Below are 15977 nucleotides of genomic sequence, written 5' to 3'. Positions count from 1 at the left end.
CGGCAGGGGAAACCCAGCCGTTCGTTTGTGCGGCGGTAGGAGCGGCCTCGGCCGCGAAGCTGGTGGAGTTCCCGGTTGCGGACATGCCTGCCATTTCACCGATGCCTGCATCGCGGCCAAGGCCGCTCCTACAGCCGGGAGGCGGCTCATAAGCAGTGACGACGAAGGGCAGGGGAACCCCGCTGCTTGTTTGTGCGGCGGTAGGAGCGGCCTCGGCCGCGAAGCGCGTGGCGTTCCCGGTTGCGGACGTGCCTGTTATTTCATTGATGCCTGCATCGCGGCCAAGGCCGCTCCTACAGCCGGGAGGCGGTTGCTCGTGCTTTTTTGCTCCCTTCTCCCCTCGCGGGACTGCAGCCCCCTCTTTGGGGGAAGGTGCCCGAAGGGCGGAAGAGGGGGCGAAGCGCTGTTTCGCGCATCGGAGCACCAGTCAGCCATCCGATCAACCAACCATCAATGTCCAAGTCCAGCCGCAACGCCTACAACCGGCTGACCATCTTCAACCGCACCTGCGCCACGGCAACGTCATGCCGCTGCGCCGCCATCGCACACAGTTTGTCGAGCAGGCCCTGCGGGTCGCACAGCAGTGGATCACCGTCTTCGACACGTACGGCCAGATGTCCCCACCAGAAGGCATGCCCGTCGACGTAGACCTCGTAACCGGCCAGGTATTGCCTGGGCTCACGTTGCAACAACGGCGCATGCGACGAAGCAGCTGGAGGCGCGGCGGAAGAACCGCCGCACTCGCCAGCACGCACCGCTGCAAGCGGTCCATCAACCTCGCAAGTCACGCTGCTTCTCACGCCGCACATCTCAGGTGCCTACATGCACGCGGTTGCCCACTTCGTTGCAGCCCAGGTGCTCCAGCGCCATTTCCAGCGCCAGCACATAGCTTTGCGAACGAAAGCCCTGGGCCACGCCCAGGCGTTGTCCGTTGCTTGCAGGCAGGCGCGTTTCCAATGCAAGACCGTCATCGTCATGCACTTCGACATAGGCGTTGTGCAGTTGCGGCAGCAAACGCTGCAGGCGGACACTGCGCACGCATGCGCCAGGTGCAAGCAGGGTGACTTCGCCGGGGCTGTAGTCGGCTACACACAGCGCTTCCAGCAGTTCCTGTTCGCAGCGACAACTGCGCATGGCGATGCTGGTGCCACTGTCCAACGCGCGTTGCACCAATGCCTTCATCACCGCCTCCGGCAGTGGGGCGGCGACATGTTGAAACGGCCCGGTACCTTCCGGCCCACGCACGATATGGATCGACATGGCTCAGTGCTCCTGTGCCTGCAGGCGACGTGCCGCGATGGCCAGCGACAATTGGCAGGCGTGCTCACGTTCACTGCCGCAGACCAGCACCACGGGCGCATGCTGCGGATGCAGGTGCGTGTCCAGTGCGTCGGCGTCGCTGCGGGCGATCTCGATGTACGGCGCACGCAGGGCATCCAGCGCCGCGCACAGCGCGGGTCCGTGTTGCGTCCATTGCTGTTCATTGGCGGCGGCAGCTTCGATCAGCACCCATGCCGGTTGGCTGCGATGGGCGTGCTGCAGGCACCGCACCAGCGCCGGCAGCGAGTCGCATAGCTGGCAGGACAACACATGCCCGGCAATCTGGCTGGGCAGCGGCAAGGCGTCCGGCGCGGGGGTGTCGCGTGCGTGCCGGATCAGCAGGATGGTCATGTGAAACCTTGAGGAAACGCCCTTCGGCGCGGTGTGGCTACGATGCGGCCACCGCCCGTAAAGCCGCCATGCCGGGCGCTGGGCCCGGCGTAAATAATGCGTAGCGTGTGCCGTTGTGCGACCACTGTGGCAACAGTTCACGCGGCCGCTTTCTTGCTGTGGTGGTCTGCGACAAGGCGTTGGCGGTGTGGCGAAGCAAGGGGCGATCAGGCCGCCGCAGCGAGCCGCTGCCGCCGAGCGACGGATGAAGGAGCCGCTTCGCGGCTGAAGTCGGCCCTATCACCGCCCTAATTGGTACTACCAATAATTCGTCCTAACCCTATGGTCTAATAGGCTCTTTGCTGAAACGGCGATTCAATCGCGGTTCGTTGATCGCGTAAATCAAATATTGGTAATACCAATATTTGTGATTGCGCCAATGCCACCTGCGGGTGGGCCGCCCTTCGCCCTTGTCGAGAACCTGCATGCAGCCCTGGGAACAACTGTACGACCCCGCTGGCAACCTCTGGCTGTCCAGCCTGATCGCGCTGTTGCCGATCGCTTTCTTCTTCATCGCCCTGGCCGTGTTGCGGATGAAGGGTTGGCTGGCCGGCACCATCACCGTGCTCATCGCATTGGCGGTGGCCCTGCTGTTCTATCGCATGCCGGTGGCGCAGGCGCTGGGGGCAGCCGGGTTTGGCTTCATCTACGGGCTGTGGCCGATTGCCTGGATCATCATCGGCGCGGTGTTCCTGTACAAGGTGTCGGTCAAGACCGGGCAGTTCGCGATCATCCGCGCCTCGATCCTGTCGGTGACCGAAGACCAGCGCCTGCAGATGTTGATGGTCGGCTTCGCCTTCGGTGCATTCCTGGAAGGGGCGGCCGGTTTTGGTGCGCCGGTGGCGATCACCGCGGCGTTGCTGGTCGGCCTGGGCTTCAAGCCGCTGTACGCCGCAGGCCTGTGTCTGATCGTCAACACTGCGCCGGTGGCCTTCGGTGCGATGGGCATTCCGATCATCGTCGCCGGCCAGGTCACCGGCCTGGATGCGTTCGAGATCGGGCAGATGGCCGGCCGCCAGTTGCCGTTCCTGACCATCATCGTGCTGTTCTGGATCATGGCCATCATGGATGGCTGGCGCGGCATCAAGGAAACCTGGCCGGCGGTGCTGGTCGCCGGCGGTTCGTTCGCCATCGCCCAGTACCTGACCTCCAACTTCATCGGCCCGGAACTGCCGGACATCACCGCCTCGCTGGCCTCGCTGGTGTGTTTGACGCTGTTCCTGCGCCGCTGGCAGCCAAAGCGCATCTTCCGCTTTGAAACCGACGCCAGTGCCGAGGCCGCTGCGCAGGCGCTGGACGCACCGCGTTACAGCGCCGGGCAGATCACCAAGGCGTGGTCGCCGTTCCTGATCCTCACCGCCATGGTGACGCTGTGGAGCATCAAGCCGTTCAAGGCCTTGTTTGCCGCCGGCGGCCCGCTGCAGGACTGGGTGCTGAAGCTGCCGGTGCCGGGCCTGGATCAACTGGTGCAGAAGATGCCGCCGATCGTCGCTGCGCCTACCGCCTACGAAGCTGTCTACAAGTTCGACGCAATCTCAGCCACGGGCACGGCGATCATGCTGGCGGCGGTGATCACCATCGTCTACCTGCGCATGCCGGTACGCGCAGCGGTGCGTACCTTCGGTGAGACCGTCAACGAACTGAAAACGCCCATCTATTCCATCGGCATGGTGCTGGCGTTTGCGTTTATCGCCAACTACTCGGGTCTGTCGGCAACGCTGGCGCTGGCCTTGGCGCACACCGGCGATGCGTTCACCTTCTTCTCGCCGTTCCTGGGTTGGCTGGGCGTGTTCCTGACCGGCTCGGATACCTCGTCCAACGCCTTGTTCTCGGCATTGCAGGCGACCACCGCGCAGCAGATTGGCGTGTCCGAGGTGTTGCTGGTCGCAGCCAACACCACCGGCGGTGTCACCGGCAAGATGATCTCGCCACAGTCCATCGCCATTGCCTGTGCGGCGGTGGGCCTGGCCGGCAAGGAGGCCGACCTGTTCCGCTTCACGGTCAAGCACAGCCTGATCTTCACGGTGATGGTCGGCCTGATCACCACCGCGCAGGCGTACTGGCTGACCTGGATGATTCCTTGAGCGATGCCACGCCTGTCCGCCAACGCCACGCAGCTTCGGGCCACAATGTCGCCATGAGTACACAACGCATTTCCGACAAGGTGGCCGCGCAGCTGCGCGCGCTGGTGGACGAGCAACACCTGCAGCCGGGCGACCGGCTGCCGGCCGAGCGCAGCCTGGCGGTACAGCTGGGCGTGTCACGTACGGCGCTGCGCGAGGCCATTGCGCAGTTGGGCAGCCAAGGCTTGTTGATTGCGCGGGTGGGTGGCGGCACCTATGTCGCCGAACCCGCCGCACGCGCGCGGCAAACCCTGGACGAGCCATTGGCACCGTACCTGCCGTTGTTCCAGGGTGATCCGGAATACCGCTTCGACGTACTGGAAATCCGCCACGCGCTGGAAGGCGCCACCGCCTGGCATGCCGCGTTGCGGGCCACCGATGAAGACCGTGCGCGTATCGCACAGGCCTTCCAGACCATGATGGATGCACACGGCAAGGATGATCCTGCCGGCGAAGCGCAGGCCGATGCCGCGTTCCATCTTTCCATCGCCGAGGCCTCGCACAACCTGGTGCTGCTGCAGGTGATGCGCGGCCTGTTCGAGCTGTTGCAGACCAATATCTCGCAGAGCCGAGAAAAGCTTTACACCGCGGCCAGCACGTTCTCGCCGCTGTCGGACCAGCACCGCGAAATGATGGATGCGGTGCTGGCCGGCGATCCCGAACGGGCGCGTGCCGCCGCCCATGCCCACCTTGAGTTCGTGCACACCACGCTGCGCACGCTCGACGACAACGAGGCCCGGCGCGCGCGCGCCTCGCGTCTTCCTTCCCCCCACGGTTGACCCATGATCATCTCCGCCTCCACCGATTACCGCGCGGCCGCGCAGCGTCGCCTGCCGCCGTTCCTGTTCCACTACATCGATGGCGGCGCGTATGCCGAACACACACTCAAGCGCAATGTTTCCGACCTGTCCGACATCGCACTGCGCCAGCGCATCCTGCGCGACATGTCCGATCTCAGTCTGGAGACCGAGCTGTTTGGCGAAACCCTGGCAATGCCGGTTGCGCTGGCGCCGGTCGGTCTGACCGGCATGTATGCACGGCGCGGTGAAGTGCAGGCCGCGCGTGCGGCCGAAAGTCGCGGCGTGCCGTTTACGTTGTCCACCGTGTCGGTGTGCCCGATCGAAGAAGTAGCGCCGTCGATAAAACGGCCGATGTGGTTCCAGCTGTATGTGCTGCGTGACCGTGGCTTCATGCGCAACGCACTGGAGCGCGCGCAGGCCGCTGGCGTCACCACCTTGGTGTTCACCGTGGACATGCCGGTGCCGGGCGCGCGCTATCGCGATGCGCACTCGGGCATGAGCGGCCCGAACGCCAGCCTGCGCCGCATCGGCCAGGCCATCACCCACCCGCGCTGGGCGCTGGATGTCGGCGTGTTGGGCCGCCCGCACGATCTGGGCAACATCTCCGCCTATCGCGGCAACCCGACCGGGCTGGAGGATTACATCGGCTGGCTGGGCAACAACTTCGATCCGTCCATTTCCTGGAAAGACCTGGAGTGGATCCGCGAGTTCTGGAAGGGCCCGATGGTGATCAAGGGCATTCTTGATCCGGACGACGCACGCGATGCGGTGCGTTTCGGCGCGGACGGCATTGTGGTTTCCAACCACGGTGGCCGCCAGCTCGATGGCGTGCTGTCCACGGCGCGGGCGCTGCCGGCCATCGCCGATGCGGTGCAGGGGGATCTGAAGATTCTTGCCGACTCCGGCATCCGCAACGGACTGGACGTGGTGCGCATGCTCGCGCTCGGCGCCGACAGCGTGTTGCTCGGCCGTGCCTTTGTGTACGCCTTGGCCGCACAGGGCGAAGCCGGCGTTGCCAATCTGCTGGACCTGATCGCCAAGGAGATGCGCGTGGCGATGACGCTGACCGGCGCGCGCCGCATTGCCGACATCGGCCGCGATTCGCTGGTCAACCTGGCATGAGCACGCACGTGGCGCTGCTTGCGCAACTGCGCGCAGCGGTGGGCAACAGCCACGTGCTGACCGGCGACAAGGCAACGCGCCGCTTCCGCAAGGGCTACCGCTTCGGTGATGGCGCGGTGCTGGCGGTGGTGCGCCCCGGCACGCTGCTGGAAATGTGGCGCGCATTGCAGGCGGCGGTGCAGGGTGGGGCAGCAATCATTCTGCAGGCGGCCAACACCGGCCTGACCGGCGGCTCCACGCCCGATGGCGACGACTATGGCCGGCCCATCGTATTGATCAACACGCTGCGCCTGACCGGCGTGCAGTTGCTCAACGAAGGCCGGCAGGTGCTGTGCCTGCCCGGTGCAACGCTGGATCGTCTGGAACAAACCCTGGCACCGCTCGGGCGCGAACCGCATTCGGTGATTGGTTCCTCGTGCATCGGCGCATCGGTGTTGGGTGGCGTGTGCAACAACTCCGGTGGCTCGCTGGTACGGCGCGGGCCCGCGTATACCGAGCTGGCGTTGTACGCGCAGGTTGATGCAGCCGGTGAGCTGCGTCTGGTCAATCATCTGGGCATCGCGCTGGGCGACACGCCGGAAGAAATTCTGCGGCGCGTACAGGCCGGCGATTACTCAACAGCGGATGTGCAGAACGACGCTGCGCGTGCCGCCTCCGACCCGCGCTATGCCGAGCAGGTGCGGCAGGTGGATGCGGCCACGCCCGCGCGTTTCAACGCCGACCCCAGCCGCCATTACGAAGCAGCGGGTTCGGCTGGCAAGCTGGCCGTGTTCGCGGTGCGCCTGGATACCTTCGCCAAGGAAGCGGCCGAGGTGTTCTATATCGGCAGCAACCGCACCGACAGCCTCACTGCTATCCGTCGCCACCTGCTGACGGGTTTCGAGCGCCTGCCAATTTCCGGTGAGTACATTCACCGCGTCGCCTATGACATCGGCGAGCGTTATGGAAAAGATACTTTTCTGCTGATCGACAAGCTGGGCACCGCGCGCGTACCGGCGGCATTCGCCTTGAAGAGCCGCGTCGATGGCTGGTTTGAGCGGCTGGGGCTGCGCGGCGTCACCGATCACGCGATGCAACTGCTGACCGGCCTGCTGCCCTCGCATTTGCCCAGGCGCATGGGCGAGTACCGGCAACGCTACGAGCATCATCTGCTGCTGAAGGTCTCCGCACAGGACGCCGCCGCCACCGAAGCCTGGCTGCGCGAGTTCTTCGCCACGCATGAAGGCGATTTTTTCCACTGCACGGCGGAGGAAGGCCGCAAGGCGTTCCTGCATCGCTTTGCCGTTGCGGGTGCGGCGGTGCGTTACCGCGAGGTGCATCGCGCGCAGGTGCAGGACATCGTCGCGCTGGACATCGCCCTGCGTCGCGACGACCGCGACTGGTTCGAGCAGCTGCCGACGGAGCTGGATAACCGCCTGCTGCACAAGCTCTATTACGGCCATTTCCTGTGCCACGTGTTCCACCAGGATTACATCGCGCGCAAGGGTGAAGACCCGATGGCGATTGAACACGCCATGTGGAAACTCTTGGACGAGCGCGGCGCCGAATATCCGGCCGAGCACAACGTCGGTCACCTGTACCCGGCCAAGCCGGCGCTGGCGCAGTTCTACCAGCAGCTGGATCCCAGCAATACCTTCAACCCCGGCATCGGCCAGACCAGCAAGCAGCCGGATTGGAAAGGCTGTGATTGCGCGGGGCATTGAGCGCAAGGCTGACTGCTTGAGCGCCTGATTTAGCCCCTCTCCCGTTCACGGGAGAGGGGTTGGGGTGAGGGGAAGCTTCCAGCAAGCCAAAGCCAAAAGCCCCCTCATCCGCCCCTGCGGGGCACCTCGCTTCGCGCCCCTGTCCAGCGCAGCGCGCTGGCCGTTCAGTCTTGTACGAGCCAATGGCTCGTAAGCAACAAGCCCTCACCCCGCCCGCGGGAAAAGGGATGCAGGCTGAATGCAGCGCATCGGCTTTAGCCCCTCTCCCGTTCACGGGAGAGGGGTTGGGGTGAGGGGGAGCTTCCAGCAAGCCAAGGTCAAAAGCCCCCTCATCCGCCCCTGCGGGGCACCTCGCTCCGCGCCCCTGTCCAGCGCAGCGCGCTGGCCGTTCAGTCTTGTACGAGCCAATGGCTCGTAAGCAACAAGCCCTCACCCCGCCCGCGGGAGAAGGGATGCAGGCCAAATGCAGCGCATCGGCTTTAGCCCCTCTCCCGTTCACGGGAGAGGGGTTGGGGTGAGGGGAAGCTTCCAGCAAGCCAAGGTCAAAAGCCCCCTCATCCGCCCCTGCGGGGCACCTTCTCCCGCCCGCGGGAGAAGGGATGGGCTTTGATGGATATTTCCTGCGCGGCATCTTCCGCGCCTACTGAATCAATACGTTACAAGTATCAATCCGTACACAACAGGTTATGGATCGACCTGTTCGACAGGCGCAAGCTTCACCGCATCTCCAATGAACAGGTCTGCAGATGCAGGCCAAGATGCAATGCAGCCCGAATCCAGCAATACGCCAGCCTGCAACGAATCACTGGCGCCGATCACGCCACCCAGCGCGGCAACCGAACAGCCCCACATCCACCAGGGCACACCCGAATTCAAACGCGCGGTGCTGGCCCTGTTCATGGCCGGCTTCGCCACATTCGGCGTGCTGTACTGCGTGCAGCCGCTGCTGCCCGGCTTCAGCAGCCACTTCGGCATCAGTGCTGGCAACAGCGCCTTGGCCTTGTCGGTCAGCACCGGCGTGTTGGCGGTGGCGATGCTGGTGGCAGGCATCATCTCCGACCGCATTGGCAGGCGCCCGGTGATGGTGGTTTCGTTGATGGCCTCGGCGCTGCTCACCCTGGGCACCGCGCTGACCGATGACTGGAACACGCTGTTGGTGTTGCGCACCCTGTTGGGCCTGAGCCTGAGCGGCGTGCCGGCAGTGGCGATGACTTGGCTGGTCGAGGAAATGGACAGCCGCTCGCTCGGTCTGGCGATGGGCCTGTACATCGGTGGCAACGCAGTGGGCGGCATGAGCGGCCGTCTGATAGCCGGTGTGATCGCTGACCATTGGGGCTGGCGTGCGGGCATTGGCACGGTGGGCGTGATCGCGCTGTTGGCAACCATCGTGCTGTGGACGCAGTTGCCCGCATCGCGTCCCTTCCGCGCCACGCATGCGGAAATGACGCGATTGCCTGCACGTTTTTCTGGCCTGTTTCGTGATGCAGCGTTGCCGTGGTTGTTTGCCTGCGGGTTCCTGCTGCTGGGTGTGTTTGTCACCCTGTACAACTTCCTCGGCTACCACCTGGCCGCGCCGCCGTACCACCTGAGCCAGACCGTGGTCGGCCTGATCTTCACGGTGTATCTGGTGGGCAGCTTCAGCTCGGCGTGGATGGGGCAGCTGGCCAACCGTCTGGGGCGCGGCCCGGTGTTGGCACTGTCATTCGGCCTGGTGTTGTTGGGTATCGTGTTGCTGGCGTTGCCGTGGTTGGCGGCGATGGCATTAGGTATCGCACTGGCGACGTTCGGGTTCTTCGGCGGCCATTCGGTGGCGAGCAGTTGGGTAGGCGTGCGCGCCGGCGGCCTGCGGGCGGAAGCATCGGCGTTGTACCTGTTTTCCTATTACCTGGGTTCCAGCGTGCTGGGTGCGTTGGGTGGGGTGTTCTATACGCACTGGGGCTGGGCCGGCGTGTGCGGCTTCACCTTGCTGCTGACCTTGGCGGGCGCGTGTGTGGCGTGGCGCCTGTGGCATCAGTTGCGGGTGGAGGAGGTGGGAGTGGCGATGGTTGCTGGCCGGTGAAGGCTACCTCTCCCCTCTCCCCAACCCCGCGCCCGCCACGGGCGAGGGGCGTTGGAGCTGCCGTTGGGGTTAGGGCGTCAACTTGACGTGCTCCGAGCCCCTCTCCCCTTGCGGGAGAGGGGTTGGGGAGAGGGGAGAGGGAGGGAGAGCGCGAGCCTCACCCACCCACTTCCCGCTTCAACAACGCGATGAATTGCCGCAGCAACGGTGTCACCGATTCACGCCGCCATGCCAGTTGGATTTCCGATGCCGCGCCGCGGTCGGACAACGCGACAAAACGTGCGCCCTCCACCTGGATATGGCTGCACGACGAAGGCAGCACGCACACGCCAAGGCCGGCGGCCACAAGGCTGATCAAGGTGGATGACTCACCGGCCTCCTGCACGATGCGTGGGCTGAAACCGGCGTTGCGGCACAGCGTGATCACATGGTCATGGATGCCCGCGCCGGCATCGCGCGAGAAACCCACGAACGGCTCGTGCGCAAACTGCCGCAACGACACGCGCAGTTTCGACGACGCCCTGCCGGCGACTGCCGGATGTGTGGCGTGTACCACCAACGCCAACGGGTCATCGAACAGACGCTTGGCCACCAGCTCTTCGGGCAGCACGCGTTTGCGGATGATGCCCACGTCCAGCTCCTCGGCCAGCAGTGCATCGATCTGACGCAGGCTGTTCATCTCGCGCAGTTGCATCTGCACCTGCGGGTACTGCTGCCGGTAGGCGAATATCGCGCGGGGAATCTGCGGCAACAGTGGCGTGGCACGGGTCAGGCCCAGGCGCAGTTGGCCGCTCTCGCCGCGTTGCGCACGCTGTACCAGCGCCACTGCACCGTCCACGCGTTGCAGGATGTCGCGCGCCTGTTCCAGCAGCACGTTGCCGGCAGGCGTGAGGTGTACGCGGCGGTGACTGCGGACGAACAATTGCGCGCCGATCAGCGTTTCCAGTTGTCGGATCTGCTGGCTGAGTGGCGGCTGCGACATGCCCAGACGTTCGGCGGCACGGCCGAAATGCAGGGTGTCTGCAACGGCGAGGAAGTAACGCAGGTGGCGCAGTTCGAGCGACATGCGCGCAGTCTAGGCCGGCATGGTCCTGCCGACCAATTGAATGCCGGACGAAGTACAAATCCCGAATCCCGAATCCCGAATCCCCAGCCGCTACCGCTCCGAATGCCCGGTATCGTCGTATTGCCTTGGCGCAAACAGGTCCGGCTGGATCAGCTCGACAAACGCCCGCGCCTGCGGCGACAGCACCTTGCCCCGGCGCACCACCACGCCATAGCTGCGCGCCGGGAAGTAATCGCCCATTGCCCGCGTCGCCAGCTTGTCGCGGTCGCTGTCGTTCAGGCACAACGCGGTGACGATGCTGATGCCCATTCCCATCGCCACGTACTGCTTGATCACCTCCCAGCCGCCGACCTCCAGCGCCACCGTGTACGGCACGCGGTGCTGCTGGAACACCAGGTCCACCAGCCGCCAGGTGATCTGCCGGCGCGGCGGCAGGATCAGCGGCCACGGCGAGAGGTCTTCCAGGGTCAGGTTCTTCTTCCTCGCCAGCGGGTGGTCGGGCGGGGTGATCAGCACCTGGTCGAAGCGGTATACCGGCGCGTAGCTCAGGTCGGCCGGCACATCCATCATCGAGCCGATGGCCAGGTCGGCGGCGTCGCTGCGCAGCAGGTCGGTGCCATCGGCGCTGATGGCGTTGTGCAGGGTCAGGCGCACGTCCGGGTGCTGGCGACGGAAGTTTTCGACGATCTTCGGCAGCAGGTAGAGGATGGTCGACGAATTTGCGGCGATGTTGAGCTCGCCGGCATCCAGCCCGGCCACTTTCTCGCGGAATCGCGGCAACAGCCCGTCCAGGTTTTCCACCAGCGGCTGGGCCATGTCGTACAGCAACTGGCCTTCGCGGCTGGGTACCAGCCGGCGCCCGCTGCGCTCGAACAACACCACCCCCAGCTCCCGTTCCAGCGCCTGCAACTGCAGGCTCACCGCTGGCTGGCTGACAAAAAGCGCTTCCGCTGCCCGCGAAACTGACCCAAGACGCACCGTCTGCAGAAAGGCGCGCAGCGGCTTGAGCCGGTCAGACTTGTAGGAAAAACGCGGGGTTACGGGAGTTTTCTTGGTCATTTGAGGCCAATTATTAGCACAACTTATAAAGACCATTGCAAAAACTGTTTTGTTAAATAAGTGCCTGCGGCGGCACGTTGGAGTCCCACGACAACGCAGGAACCTCCCATGTCCGCCGTCGCCCAGGCCATTCCGGCATCGACCACCCCCCGCCCGACTCCGGGCATCACCGTGACCACCCAGCTGGCAGGCCAGTCCGCGCTGTTGCCGGCCGGTGCACTGGGGCTGCTGGTATCGCTGCACCGCGCGGTGGAGCCGGAGCGGCAGAAGCGGCTGGCGGCGCGCAACCAGCGCCAGGCGTTCTTCGACCAGGGCGGCACGCCAGACTTCCGTGCCGACACCCGCGCCATCCGTGACGGCGACTGGACGGTGGCGCCGATCCCGGCCGCGCTGCAGGACCGCCGCGTCGAGATCACCGGCCCGACCGACCCGAAGATGGTCATCAACGCGCTGAACTCCGGCGCCAAGGTGTTCATGGCCGACTTCGAGGATTCCACCTCGCCGACCTGGCGCAACGTGCTGGCCGGCCAGCAGACCATGCGCGCGGCGGTGCGCGGTGACCTGGACTTCACCGCGCCGGCAGCCAACGGCAAGCCGGCCAAGCACTACACGCTGCGCCCGTTTGACGAGCAGGCGGTGCTGATCGTGCGCCCGCGTGGTTGGCACCTGGATGAAAAGCACGTGCTGGTCGATGGCCAGCCCATTGCCGGCGGCCTGTTCGATGCGGCGGTGTTCGCCTTCCACAACGCCCGCACGCTGATGGACGCCGACCGCGGCCCGTACTTCTACCTGCCCAAGCTGCAGTCGATGGAAGAAGCGGCGCTGTGGGAATGCGCGCTGTCGCACATCGAAGGCATGCTGGGCCTGCCGCATGGGCAGATCAAGGTCACGGTGCTGATCGAAACACTGCCGGCGGTGTTCGAGATGGACGAGATCCTGCACGCCCTGCGTGACCGCATCGTCGGCCTGAACTGTGGCCGCTGGGACTACATTTTTTCCTACCTGAAAACCTTCCGTCGCCACGCCGACAAGGTGCTGCCCGAGCGCGGCCAGGTGACGATGACCCAGCCGTTCCTGAAGGCGTATTCGGAACTGTTGATCAAGACCTGCCACCGCCGTGGTGCGCACGCGATGGGCGGCATGGCCGCGCAGATTCCGATCAACCATGACGCGGCGGCAAACGAACAGGCCATGGCCCGCGTGCGTGCCGACAAGCTGCGCGAAGTCAGCGCCGGCCACGACGGCACCTGGGTGGCGCACCCTGCCTTGATTCCGGTGGCGCGCGCGATCTTTGACGAGCACATGCCCGGCGCCAACCAGCACAACGTGCTGCGCCGCGACGTGCAGGTCAGTCGCGAGGAACTGATCGCACCGTGCAGCGGCACCGTTACCCGCGCCGGCTTCGAGAACAACGTCGAAGTCTGCGTGCGTTACCTGGCCGCCTGGCTGGACGGCAACGGCTGCGTGCCCATCCACAACCTGATGGAAGACGCCGCCACCGCCGAGATCAGCCGCAGCCAGATCTGGCAGTGGTTGCACGCCGGCAATCAACACCTGGACGACGGCACCGCGATCGACCTGGCCCTGCTGGAAAGCACCCTGCGTGCCCTGCCAGCGCGCTTGGGCGATACCTCCGCGCTGCCCGGTGGCAGCCGCATCACCCAGGCCATCGGCCTGCTCGACCAACTCAGCCGCAGTGACACGCTGGCCGAGTTCCTGACCTTGCCGGCCTACCGGCAGATCGACTGACCCTTCCCCATACGCAGCAACTTTTCATTCGAGGACGAGACGATGAGCACCTACCAGCAACAGATCGACGCCCTGCAGCAGGACTGGGACACCAACCCGCGTTGGAAGGGGTTGCAGCGCACCTACAGCGCCGCTGATGTGGTGCGCCTGCGCGGCAGCGTGCAGCCGGAACATACCCTGGCCAAGCGCGGCGCCGAGCGCCTGTGGGAGCTGGTCAACGGCAGTTCGAAGAAGGGCTACGTCAACGCGTTTGGTGCGATCAGCGCCGGCCAGGCGATGCAGCAGGCCAAGGCCGGGCTGGAAGCGGTATACCTGTCCGGCTGGCAGGTGGCCGCCGATGGCAACACTTCCGAAACCATGTACCCGGACCAGTCGCTGTATGCCTACGACTCGGTGCCGACCATGGTCCGCCGCATCAACAACACCTTCCAGCGCGCCGACGAAATCCAGTGGAAGAACATCATCGACGGCAAGGTCAAGGCCGAGGATGCGATCGACTTTTTCCTGCCCATCGTTGCCGATGGCGAGGCCGGCTTCGGCGGCGTGCTCAACGCTTACGAGCTGATGAAGAACATGATCGTCGCCGGTGCCGCCGCAGTGCATTTCGAGGACCAGCTGGCAGCGGTGAAGAAGTGTGGCCACATGGGTGGCAAGGTGCTGGTGCCAACCCAGGAGGCCATCCAGAAGCTGTCGGCCGCGCGCCTGGCCGCCGACGTGCTGGGCGTGCCGACCATCGTGCTGGCCCGCACCGATGCCGAAGCCGCCAACCTGCTGACCAGCGACTTCGACCCCAACGATGCCCCGTTCGTCACCGGCCAGCGCACCGCCGAGGGCTTCTACCGCGTGAAGAACGGCCTGGAGCAGGCGATCAGTCGCGGCGTGGCCTACGCCCCGCACGCTGACCTGGTGTGGTGTGAAACCGGCACCCCGGACCTGGGTTTTGCCCGTGAATTCGCCCAGGCCGTGCATGCCGCCAGCCCCGGCAAGCTGCTGTCCTACAACTGCTCGCCTTCGTTCAACTGGAAGAAGAACCTGGATGACAAGACCATCGCCAAGTTCCAGGATGAGCTGGCCGCGCTGGGCTACAAGTACCAGTTCATCACCCTGGCCGGCATCCACATCAACTGGTTCAACACCTTCAAGTTCGCCCACGATTACGCGCGCGGCGAAGGCATGCGCCACTACGTGGAACAGGTGCAGGAGCCGGAATTCGCCGCCCGCGAGCAGGGCTACACCTTTGTCTCGCACCAGCAGGAAGTGGGCGCGGGGTATTTCGACGATGTGACCACGGTGATCCAGGGCGGCGCCTCCAGCGTCACCGCGCTGACCGGCTCCACCGAGGAAGAGCAGTTCCAGACCGAAGAAGCCGCTTGAGCGCTTAGTTAAGGTCATTTCAAAGGGGCTCTTACGAGCCCCTTCTTTTTTGCCTGCTTGAAAACGCGGGTTTTCCCCAAAGGTGAGACCCACATCACCTTATTTTGATGCTAGTCTCGCCGGATTGCCCGCCAGCCACGGCGGGGGATCCATGGGGCACGGGATGAGCGGCATGGGAGTGGGGGGCTTGGCGCGGCAAACAGAACTTCCTGTGGGCTCGACAGCCACGGGGGGCGCCGTGTGCCGTGCCCAGGTTTCTGCCGTGGAATTTGCCCTGTTCGCGCAGTTTGGCCGCCGCCGCACTCTGGCCGCCGATGAGCTCCTGTTCCAGCGCGGCGATGCCGGCACCTCGATGTTCATTGTCATCACGGGTGTGATCAGCCTGGATTTCGGCCCCGGGCAGGTGCCCAAGCAGCTTGGCGCCAATGATTTTTTTGGCGAGCTGGGCCTGTTGATCGACAACCACCCACGTTCGTCGGCAGCACGCGCATGCTGCGAGAGCCTGTTGCTGGAAATCAGCCGTGCCAGCTTCCATCGCCTGATCGACCAGGACCCGGCGACCGTGGTGTTTTTCCTGCGGCGCACACTGTGGCGCGTGGTGTCCAGTGAGCAGCGCCTGGTTGGGCAGCTCAGCCGTCGCAACGAAGAACTGGAAGTTGCGCTTGGCAACCTTTACAGCGCCAGCCACGAGCTGCAGCACACCCGTGAGCTGGTCTATACCGATGACCTGACCGGCATGGGCAACCGTCGCGCGCTCACGGTGTACCTGCAGAACGCGCATCGTTCCGAGCGGCGCCCACAGGGCCTGCTGCTGATCGACTGTGATGACTTCAAGGGTCTGAACGATTCCCAGGGGCACCTGGCCGGCGACCACATGCTGTAATGTCTCGGCCGTGTGTTGAGCTCGGTGGCGGGCAAGGACGATATCGCCTGCCGGCTGGGCGGTGATGAGTTCTGCGTGCTGCTGCTGGAGGCGGACATGCAGCGGATGTCGCGCGTTGCAGGGTTCATCCTCGAGGCCGTGCGTGGGCTGGTGGCGTTCCCGGGTGCGATGCCCGGTACATGCTCGGTCAGCATTGGGCTGGTGCTGATGGATGCGCGTGACCACTGGAATGACGCCTACTCGCGCGCCGATGGCGCCTTGTACGAGGCCAAACGTCTGGGCGGTGGCCGCATGCAATGGACACCGGACTGAGCGGCCGCGGAGGTTGA

Annotated in this window: 12 protein-coding genes and 1 pseudogene; 8 read left to right on the top strand and 5 right to left on the bottom strand. The window is 64.9% G+C overall.

All coding sequences use genetic code 11. The features are described 5' to 3' along the window. Positions 1-476: 476 nt before the first annotated feature. The 3 genes from ACVOLO_RS08370 to ACVOLO_RS08360 all read right to left on the bottom strand — a co-directional run bounded on the left by ACVOLO_RS08370 (position 477) and on the right by ACVOLO_RS08360 (position 1671). Positions 477-692 carry a hypothetical protein gene (locus ACVOLO_RS08370; protein ID WP_481569786.1) on the bottom strand — a complete coding sequence of 72 codons (216 nt, stop codon included), beginning with the start codon at positions 690-692 and terminating at the stop codon, positions 477-479. 118 nt (positions 693-810) lie between these two features. Further along, positions 811-1260, bottom strand: a complete 450-nt coding sequence (locus ACVOLO_RS08365; protein ID WP_481569785.1) for a 3-dehydroquinate dehydratase — start codon at positions 1258-1260, stop codon at positions 811-813. Positions 1261-1263: 3 nt separating this feature from the next. After that, positions 1264-1671: a hypothetical protein gene (locus ACVOLO_RS08360; RefSeq protein WP_481569784.1), complete on the bottom strand. Its 408-nt coding sequence runs from the start codon at positions 1669-1671 to the stop codon at positions 1264-1266. A gap of 464 nt (positions 1672-2135) precedes the next feature. Between ACVOLO_RS08360 and lldP the strand changes: the two genes are divergently transcribed. The 5 genes from lldP to ACVOLO_RS08335 all read left to right on the top strand — a co-directional run bounded on the left by lldP (position 2136) and on the right by ACVOLO_RS08335 (position 9517). Continuing rightward, a complete protein-coding gene (lldP, locus tag ACVOLO_RS08355) occupies positions 2136-3794 on the top strand; it encodes an L-lactate permease (RefSeq protein WP_481569783.1) in 1659 nt (552 codons plus the stop codon). 53 nt (positions 3795-3847) lie between these two features. After that, positions 3848-4612 (top strand): transcriptional regulator LldR, encoded by a 765-nt coding sequence (gene lldR / locus ACVOLO_RS08350; RefSeq protein ID WP_481569782.1) that lies wholly within the window; start codon positions 3848-3850, stop codon positions 4610-4612. Between the two features lie 3 nt (positions 4613-4615). Then, the gene (lldD, locus tag ACVOLO_RS08345; RefSeq protein WP_431595618.1) at positions 4616-5755 is read left to right on the top strand and encodes an FMN-dependent L-lactate dehydrogenase LldD; all 1140 of its coding nucleotides are present in this window, start codon (positions 4616-4618) and stop codon (positions 5753-5755) included. Beyond that, a complete protein-coding gene (gene dld, locus ACVOLO_RS08340; RefSeq protein ID WP_481569781.1) occupies positions 5752-7458 on the top strand; it encodes a D-lactate dehydrogenase in 1707 nt (568 codons plus the stop codon). The genes lldD and dld overlap by 4 nt, the downstream gene beginning before the upstream one ends. 763 nt (positions 7459-8221) lie before the next feature. Further along, the gene (locus ACVOLO_RS08335) at positions 8222-9517 is read left to right on the top strand and encodes an MFS transporter (protein ID WP_481569780.1); all 1296 of its coding nucleotides are present in this window, start codon (positions 8222-8224) and stop codon (positions 9515-9517) included. Positions 9518-9674: 157 nt separating this feature from the next. On the opposite strand, the gene ACVOLO_RS08330 is transcribed toward ACVOLO_RS08335, so the two are convergent. Together ACVOLO_RS08330 and ACVOLO_RS08325 are read right to left on the bottom strand one after the other, a co-directional pair. After that, entirely contained in the window at positions 9675-10583 is a 909-nt protein-coding gene (locus ACVOLO_RS08330) for a LysR substrate-binding domain-containing protein (protein WP_481569779.1), read from the bottom strand. A 90-nt stretch (positions 10584-10673) separates the two neighbouring features. After that, on the bottom strand, positions 10674-11642 hold the full coding sequence (locus ACVOLO_RS08325) for a LysR family transcriptional regulator (RefSeq protein WP_481569778.1): 969 nt from the start codon (positions 11640-11642) through the stop codon (positions 10674-10676). Positions 11643-11750: 108 nt separating this feature from the next. On the opposite strand from ACVOLO_RS08325, the gene aceB reads away from it, so the two are divergent. From aceB to ACVOLO_RS08310, 3 genes and pseudogenes are all read left to right on the top strand, one after another. Next, positions 11751-13391 (top strand): malate synthase A, encoded by a 1641-nt coding sequence (aceB, locus tag ACVOLO_RS08320; protein WP_481569777.1) that lies wholly within the window; start codon positions 11751-11753, stop codon positions 13389-13391. Positions 13392-13433: 42 nt separating this feature from the next. Further along, positions 13434-14765: an isocitrate lyase gene (gene aceA / locus ACVOLO_RS08315; RefSeq protein ID WP_481569776.1), complete on the top strand. Its 1332-nt coding sequence runs from the start codon at positions 13434-13436 to the stop codon at positions 14763-14765. A 151-nt stretch (positions 14766-14916) separates the two neighbouring features. Continuing rightward, positions 14917-15960: pseudogene (locus tag ACVOLO_RS08310) on the top strand (GGDEF domain-containing protein). Positions 15961-15977: the final 17 nt, after the last annotated feature.

Source organism: Stenotrophomonas sp. STEN056, assembly GCF_056759635.1.
The sequence above is the reverse complement of the archived record's forward strand: the minus strand, read 5'-3'. Positions and strand labels throughout refer to the sequence as shown.

Excerpts from the sequence above, each read along its gene's own strand:
- ACVOLO_RS08365 (WP_481569785.1), bottom strand. The coding sequence starts at position 1,260 with ATGTCGATCCATATCGTGCGTGGGCCGGAAGGTACCGGGCCGTTTCAA.
- ACVOLO_RS08360 (WP_481569784.1), bottom strand. The coding sequence starts at position 1,671 with ATGACCATCCTGCTGATCCGGCACGCACGCGACACCCCCGCGCCGGAC.
- lldP (WP_481569783.1), top strand. The coding sequence starts at position 2,136 with ATGCAGCCCTGGGAACAACTGTACGACCCCGCTGGCAACCTCTGGCTG.
- lldR (WP_481569782.1), top strand. The coding sequence starts at position 3,848 with ATGAGTACACAACGCATTTCCGACAAGGTGGCCGCGCAGCTGCGCGCG.
- lldD (WP_431595618.1), top strand. The coding sequence starts at position 4,616 with ATGATCATCTCCGCCTCCACCGATTACCGCGCGGCCGCGCAGCGTCGC.
- dld (WP_481569781.1), top strand. The coding sequence starts at position 5,752 with ATGAGCACGCACGTGGCGCTGCTTGCGCAACTGCGCGCAGCGGTGGGC.
- ACVOLO_RS08335 (WP_481569780.1), top strand. The coding sequence starts at position 8,222 with ATGCAGCCCGAATCCAGCAATACGCCAGCCTGCAACGAATCACTGGCG.
- ACVOLO_RS08330 (WP_481569779.1), bottom strand. The coding sequence starts at position 10,583 with ATGTCGCTCGAACTGCGCCACCTGCGTTACTTCCTCGCCGTTGCAGAC.
- ACVOLO_RS08325 (WP_481569778.1), bottom strand. The coding sequence starts at position 11,642 with ATGACCAAGAAAACTCCCGTAACCCCGCGTTTTTCCTACAAGTCTGAC.
- aceB (WP_481569777.1), top strand. The coding sequence starts at position 11,751 with ATGTCCGCCGTCGCCCAGGCCATTCCGGCATCGACCACCCCCCGCCCG.
- aceA (WP_481569776.1), top strand. The coding sequence starts at position 13,434 with ATGAGCACCTACCAGCAACAGATCGACGCCCTGCAGCAGGACTGGGAC.